A 6,192-nucleotide genomic window follows, 5' to 3' on the forward strand; every position below is an offset into this window, starting at 1 on the left:
AGTGGCGCGGTGATCGTCCCGTCGTCGGCGACCAGGATCGGACCGGTAGCGGTGACAACCAGGCGGAAGGCAGGCTCTCCGACCAGTTCGGTATCGATGTGGCCGATCACGTCGCCCAGCGAGCGAAGGGCGGACGGAACCTGCGTGCCGCTGAGTTTGACCTCTACTGCGCCCCAGCGTCCATCGGGGAGGCTGATGACGGCGTCGATCTCCTTGCCGTTGGAGTCGCGGTAGTGGCGCACTTCTCCGTTCAGCGCGGACGCCAGCACGCTCAGGTCGTGAACCACAGCACTCTCGAACAACAGCCCCAGGGTGCTGAGATCGGCCTTGAGTTGCTTCGGACCTGCGCCGAGCGCGGCCGCGGCGAGCGCCGGGTCGACCAGGTGCAGCTTTGGCGAGGTGCGCACCCGCGCCCGGGACCGCAGTGTCGGCGTCCACGGCGCTTGGGCCTCGACGATGAACAACCGCTGGAGCAGCCCTACGTAGGTGCTGATGGTGTTGGCCTCGATCCGCGGGGCGAGGGTGCGCACGTCCTGTGCGAGCGTCGCGAAAGAGACGTCAGAGGCTGTTGACCGGGCCAGCGCCAGGATCAGCTGCTTGATCACCTCCGGGTCGCGGCGGACGTCGGCGATGCGGTGGATGTCGGTGCGCGCCACGTCGTCGATATAGCCACGAAGCCGATCGGCGGACTGGGCGAGAGTGAGTTCGGTCATGGCGGGGAAGCCTGGGCGTAGCAGGTTCTCGATCACGTCGTCGAGGTCGAGACCGGACGCGAGAGAAGATGTCGGCAGCTCGTCGGCGAACAGGCCCGCCAGGCTCACGCTGCGGGTGGGCGCGTCGAGCTTCTCCGCCCAGGTCATGGTGCGTTGTCGTATCCGCAGGAAGCGCCCGGCACCGGTGTGTCGGGTGACATCGTCGGCTGGGACGGCGGACCCAGTCAGGATGAAGCGGCCGGGGTCGGCGGAGGCATCCACCGCGCGACGAACCAGGTTCCACAGTTCGGGCGCCACCTGCCATTCGTCCAGCAGTCGGGGTGCGGCGCCCTCCAGGAGCGTGCGCGGAGCCACCTCGATCACCGTCTGAACCGCAGGGTCGTCGACGAGGGCGAAGGATGCTGCGGCGTTCATCGCTGTCATTGTCTTGCCGCTGGCACGCGCGCCTTCAATCACAACCGCGCCCGCGGCAGCCAAGGCCCTGCCCAGGGCTGCATCGATGACCCGCGGCCTATAGGAACGCCCGAGCACCTTGGCGGTGTCCATGCCGTCACCATACTTGGCGCCAGCCCGCTAGGCCATGATTTGCAGGCATGCTAAGCCATGAACTGCAGCTGGTCTAGGCCACGTGTTGAGCAGTGGACAAGGCGGGTGCGGCTGCTGCGACCAGAAGGCCAACTCAGGTCGAAGTGGACAGCCCGTCGGGCGATGAGCACCGCCGATGGCTCACGTTAGTTCGCAGGTGCGTGCGCGAAGCCTGTTTGTGACCTGAGCCTGTGGGACCTCGGGCCACGGGAGCGGGCGCCGACATGACGACATCTGGAGAGACTGAATCTCGTGCCGACCGCGGGTCCCGGTCGGACGGCGCATACGCAGTACGTCGCGGCGTGGGGCCCGTTCCAGTGAAACACCTGGAATGGCCGGGGCACGGTTGCGCACGGTCTTGGGCGGCAGCACCAGGCGGTTGGCGATCTTGGTGTTGGTCAGGCCGCGTGCGACCAGGTCGAGGATCTCGCGCTCCGTCAGCTCGGGGAATGGGACGGTGGCTGTCGACGTTCCACCCGCGGCGAAGTGGCCGAGCACGCGGCTGGCGATGCCCGAGCTGAACACGATGCCGCCTCTGGCGACCGCGTCGGGGGCCCGCCTGGCCCTCTCCGATTCACCGAGACGCGCAAGGCACCGTCGCGCGGCCTGCCCCGGCGTAGTGTTCGACCGTGGTGGCGGGTGGGGAACAGTGGGCGGCGACCACCCATGACTGGGCGATCGGCGCGGACGTGGCGCACATCGACTTCATCCGGAGTCGCTGCGCCGAGTACGCCCGAGGCGGGGCACTGCACCTGGTGCTGGAGGTGCTGGCGTATGCCGACGACGAGGCCCACGAGTTGGGTCGGACGGGCCACTGCACCATCCTGCTCGGCCCGGAGGAGTCCGTGTCGGTCAGTGACGATGGACGGGGAACCGACACCCGCCGACGCCCGGGCGGCACGGTGGTGCGCAAGCCGATCATGTCGTCCAGGGACCTGCGCTTCTTCGACGCCACAGACCCGGTGCGGCTCTCGGACGGGTTGCCGCGGCGGGGGATCTCGGTCGTGGCTGCCCTCAGCGACTGGCTGGTCCACCTCAACCGCCGCAGCGACGGCGCGTGGGAGCAACGCTACGAACACGGACTACCCCTCGCCGCGCTCGCAGAACGATCCGACCAAGGCGGAATCACCGGCACGACCGTGCGGTTCCATCCCGACGCCAGCCTCGTCCCGCACTACCCGCTCAACGCGGACGTCATCCGGGAAGTTGCCGACTTCCCGTCCCTGGTTCTGCAGATCCGGACCAGTTCAGGTGGCCAAGTGGCCAGAACCTCTGGCCAGTAGGCCAGTGGCGTCCGACCATTCGGCCACTTCTCCCGTCCAGTCGGGCAACAGCACCAGCCATTCAGCCAGTTGCGCTGTCCACTCGGGCAGTGGCCCACCGGCTCAGCGTCTAGTCTTCCCGCATGAGCGACGAGGTGGTGTCGGCGTTCGAGCAGGACGGTCGCACCATGGTGTACACGCGCAGTGGCGCCGACACCGGAACGGCCTTCGTGCTGGTGCACGGGATCGGGATGGGCCAGCGCGTGTTCCGGGGCCTCGCCGAGGAGCTGGGACGCTCAGGCGTCGTGTACGCCGTCGACCTGCCCGGCTTCGGCGACTCGCCCGAGCCCGGCTCGGCGCTCGACATGCCCGCCAGCGGCGACTTCCTCGCCGCCTTCGTCGCTTCGCTGACGGAGAGCGAGCCGGTCCTGGTGGGCCACTCCATGGGCACCCAGGTGGTCGTCGAGGCGCTGGTGCGCCATCCCGAGCTCGCCAGCCGGGCGGTGCTGATCGCCCCGACCGTCAACGCCGCCGAGCGCACCGCCGCACGCCAGACGCTGCGGATGCTGCAGGATCTCGCCGGCGAGAGCCCCAAGGTCCTGGTGCTCGGCATGATCCAGTACGCCAAAGCCGGCCCGCGCTGGTTCATCCGGAAGCTGCGCCAGATGCTCGACCACCGGGTGGAGGACGTCCTGCCGCAACTCCGCGCCAACACGCTCGTGCTGCGCGGGGAGGACGACCCGGTGTGCCCCAGGGAATGGGTCCGGCACGTGAGCGGGCTGATCCCGCAGGCGCGGATGCAGGAGATCCCGCACCGGGGCCACGAAGCGATGATCCGCAGCCCGCAACCGGTCGCCTCCATGATCATCGCGCACGCGGCCACGACCACCCGACGGGACTGACAGCGGCCGCCGACGGTCCCACGTGTCGGCCCGACGCACGTCGGGGGGCCGCTTCACGGCGCTCGGGTTCGCAACGCCGGCCGTGCGGGATGGGCGCCAGTGGTGGGCCTGCACGGGGCCGCTCCGACCAGCCGGCGCGATCCCGGCCGGGGATAGGGTGCGAGAGTGGACGCCACCCTTCCACCTCGGCTGCGTCGGGGCTCGCACATCCGGGTGATCGCGCCCGCCCGCTCCCGGGCGATGGTGCTCGAGCACGACCACTCCGCCCTGATCGAGCGCAGGCTCGGCGACCTGGGGTTCACCGTCTCCTACGGCGCGCATGTCGACGAACGTGATCGATACGACTCCTCGCCGGTGCGGTCGCGGCTGTCCGACCTGCACGCGGCCTTCGCCGACCCCGCCGTCGACGGCGTGCTGACCGTGATCGGTGGCTTCAACAGCAACGAACTCCTGCCGATGATCGACTACGACCTGATCGCTGCCCACCCGAAAGTCCTGTGCGGCTACTCCGACATCACGGCGCTGCAGAACGCCCTGCTGGCCAGGTCAGGACTGGTCACCTACTCCGGCCCGCACTGGTCGTCGTTCGGCATGCGCGAGCTGTTCGACGACACCCTGGCGTGGTTCGCGGCGGCGGTCATGGACTCGGCCCCGATGGACCTGCACCCGTCCGGCTGGTTCACCGACGACCCGTGGTTCCTCGACCAGGACGATCGCACCCGCCACCCGACGCCCGGCTGGTGGGACGTGCAGCCCGGCACCGCGGAGGGCCGGATCGTGGGCGGCAACCTGTGCACCCTGAACCTGCTCCACGGCACGAGGTGCATGCCGCCCCTGGACGGTGCCCTGCTGTTCGTCGAGGACGACGAACTCGTCGACGCGGTCACGTTCCGTCGCGACCTGTTCTCGCTCCTCCAGCTGCCGGACGCCGCCGGCGTCACCGGCCTGGTGATCGGACGCTTCCAGCGGGCCAGCCAGATCACCCGGGAGGACCTCACCGACCTCGTCGCCGCCCAGCCCGCCCTGCGCGGCAAACCGGTGCTGGCCAATGCCGACTTCGGCCACACCAACCCCCAGATCACCTTCCCGGTCGGCGGCAGCGCCCGGCTGCGGGTGGCCCACCCCACGACCCTGACGATCACGCGCCACTGACGGCTCGCCCGCTCCCGCCACAGGCTGCGCGTCCCCGGTGGAGGCGAGCCACGAGGACGGCCCGCTCCCCACGGTGAGCACCCTGGGCCGGAGGTGGTCGCGACCATCGGAGCCCGCCCCGGCCCGGCCGTGGCCCGGCCGGAGTGCAGGACGCGAGGGCCGCGTGCCGCAGACCGGGACGGTTCAGCCGGCGAACGGGGCGAGCCAGAACCGGCCGACCGCCACGAACGCGGCGAGCAGCAGCAGAACCACGTTGAACCCGATCATCGGGGGTTCCTTCCGGCGGGCGTGGGTGATGATCGCGCCGACCATGATGGCGACCAGCCCGAGTGCGGCGATCGGCACCAGAATCGGCAGGATCCGCGTCACAGCGGGCAGGATCAGGCCGATCGCCCCCAGCACCTCCAGCGCTCCGATCGCCTTCACCGTCCCCGCGGAGAAGTCCTCGGCCCACCCCAGCCCCGAACTGGCGAGCTTGTCCTTCGGCTGGGTGAGCTTCATCACCCCGGCGGCGACGAACAGGAGGGCCAGGAGGCCGGCGACAATCCACAGAGCGAGGTTCATGAGCATCCCGTCCAGGTAGTTACTTCAAGAGTGAAGTCCACGCTAGCGTCGAGATGTTCAAAGTTCAATCGCTTTGCGGGAGCCCGGGGCCGCTGTGCGGGGACGGTGGCGCCTGGCGGCGTTGGCGGTGGCGCGTCCTGGGGGAGTCACCGCTCCCTGCCTCCGCCCGCCCCGTGGTAGCCTAACTTCAAGCTTGAAGTAATCGTCGCGACCACGCCGGGAGCGACGGCAACAGAACACGAGGAGTCATCGGTATGCCCACAATTGCCATCATCGGTGCCGGGCCGGGCCTGGGCCGCTCGCTCGCCCACACCTTCGGGCGCCACGGGTTCAGCGTGGCCCTGGTCGCCCGCAACCCCGACCGGCTCACCGCCCTGCGCGACGAGCTGAGGACCGCGGGCATCGTGGCGGAGAGGTTCCCCGCGGACGCCGGCGACCCCGAGGCGCTCGCCGCGGCGCTGAGGTCGGCCGCGTCCGGTCTCGACGCGATCGACGTCCTGGAGTTCTCCCCCTACAGCGGGCTGGAGCGGGTGTACCCGGAGCAGGTGACCGCGGACAACCTGATCCCGGCCCTGCAGACCACGCTGGTCGGGGCGGTCGCCGCCGTCGGGGCCGTTCTGCCCGGCATGCTCGAACGGGGGAGCGGCACCATCCTGTTCACCACCGGCGGCGGCGCGATCAACCCCTACCCGATGCTGGCCCCCACCAACGCCGCCCAGGCCGGCCTGCGCAACTGGGCGCACAACCTGCACCAGACCGTCGCCGAACGGGGGGTGCACGTGGCGACCGTCGCGATCAACGTGCTGATCGGCGCCACTGCCCCCGACGGCGTCCCGCACCGGGCCCCGGACGAGATCGCGAAGATCTACTGGGACCTGCACTCCAGGCGCGACCGGGTGGAGGAGGTCGTGACCGGCCACCCTGACGGGCGGTGACCGGCCGGCCGGGAGGCCGGCCCCACCGTGGCTGCGTCGCCGGCGGGTTGCCGGCCAGACCGCCGCAGCGGAGCGGCCA

7 protein-coding genes are annotated in these 6,192 nt (G+C 70.2%); 4 read left to right on the plus strand and 3 right to left on the minus strand.

From position 1 onward, the window contains the following. Both QM633_RS09615 and QM633_RS09620 read right to left on the minus strand, forming a co-directional pair. The coding region (locus QM633_RS09615; protein ID WP_415153536.1) for an ATP-binding protein at positions 1-1,259 on the minus strand (1,259 nt) is incomplete at its 3' end. Positions 1,260-1,439: 180 nt separating this feature from the next. Then, positions 1,440-1,823: a LuxR C-terminal-related transcriptional regulator gene (locus QM633_RS09620; RefSeq protein ID WP_415153537.1), complete on the minus strand. Its 384-nt coding sequence runs from the start codon at positions 1,821-1,823 to the stop codon at positions 1,440-1,442. A gap of 104 nt (positions 1,824-1,927) precedes the next feature. Between QM633_RS09620 and QM633_RS09625 the strand changes: the two genes are divergently transcribed. From QM633_RS09625 to QM633_RS09635, 3 genes are all read left to right on the plus strand, one after another. Beyond that, complete coding sequence (locus QM633_RS09625; RefSeq protein ID WP_415153538.1) at positions 1,928-2,581, plus strand: hypothetical protein; 654 nt, start codon at positions 1,928-1,930, stop codon at positions 2,579-2,581. Between the two features lie 122 nt (positions 2,582-2,703). Continuing rightward, positions 2,704-3,462, plus strand: a complete 759-nt coding sequence (locus tag QM633_RS09630) for an alpha/beta fold hydrolase (RefSeq protein ID WP_415153539.1) — start codon at positions 2,704-2,706, stop codon at positions 3,460-3,462. Positions 3,463-3,627: 165 nt separating this feature from the next. Continuing rightward, a complete protein-coding gene (locus QM633_RS09635) occupies positions 3,628-4,614 on the plus strand; it encodes a S66 family peptidase (RefSeq protein WP_415153540.1) in 987 nt (328 codons plus the stop codon). 183 nt (positions 4,615-4,797) lie between these two features. Here the strand turns inward: QM633_RS09635 and QM633_RS09640 are convergent, their stop codons facing one another. After that, complete coding sequence (locus tag QM633_RS09640; protein WP_415153541.1) at positions 4,798-5,178, minus strand: DoxX family protein; 381 nt, start codon at positions 5,176-5,178, stop codon at positions 4,798-4,800. A gap of 254 nt (positions 5,179-5,432) precedes the next feature. Here QM633_RS09640 and QM633_RS09645 point away from each other — a divergent pair, with 254 nt between their 5' ends. Next, complete coding sequence (locus QM633_RS09645; RefSeq protein ID WP_415153542.1) at positions 5,433-6,113, plus strand: SDR family NAD(P)-dependent oxidoreductase; 681 nt, start codon at positions 5,433-5,435, stop codon at positions 6,111-6,113. Positions 6,114-6,192: the final 79 nt, after the last annotated feature.

The organism is Propionicimonas sp., assembly GCF_047606205.1.
GTDB lineage: Bacteria > Actinomycetota > Actinomycetes > Propionibacteriales > Propionibacteriaceae > Propionicimonas.